General features: G+C 45.7%; 1 protein-coding gene. It reads right to left on the bottom strand.

Annotation, left to right across the window (positions count from 1 at the left end; genetic code table 11):
- The coding region (locus tag A3738_RS10575; RefSeq protein WP_304440096.1) for an MBL fold metallo-hydrolase RNA specificity domain-containing protein at positions 1–363 on the bottom strand (363 nt) is incomplete at both ends.

The raw sequence follows: 363 nt of genomic DNA, 5'->3' as shown, positions 1-363 counted from the left end.
ACGCGTTTCGCTCCTACAAGCTCAAACAAGTCACCATTAAAGCCTGTCATCTGGCGAGGCACCTTAGCTTGCTTAGCAACCTTTGCGTTAGCAGCAAGATGCAGCTGCTCACCATGCGTTGGAATGACGAGAGAAGGCTGCACCCATCCGTATAAATCAAGCAAATCTTGCTCACTTGGGTGACCACTCGCATGAATCGTTCTAGATGTGTTGTACTTCGTAATCACGGATATCTTTTTCTGTTCCAATTGCTCGATCAAACGATGAATATGCTCTTCATTCCCTGGAATCACAATAGAGCTAAATATCACAGTATCACCCTCTTCCAGCTCAAGATCTCGGAATTGATTCCTTGCCAGTCGT

The sequence above is a fragment of the Oleiphilus sp. HI0066 genome (genome assembly GCF_001635725.1).
This window is presented reverse-complemented; position numbering and strand designations above follow the sequence as displayed.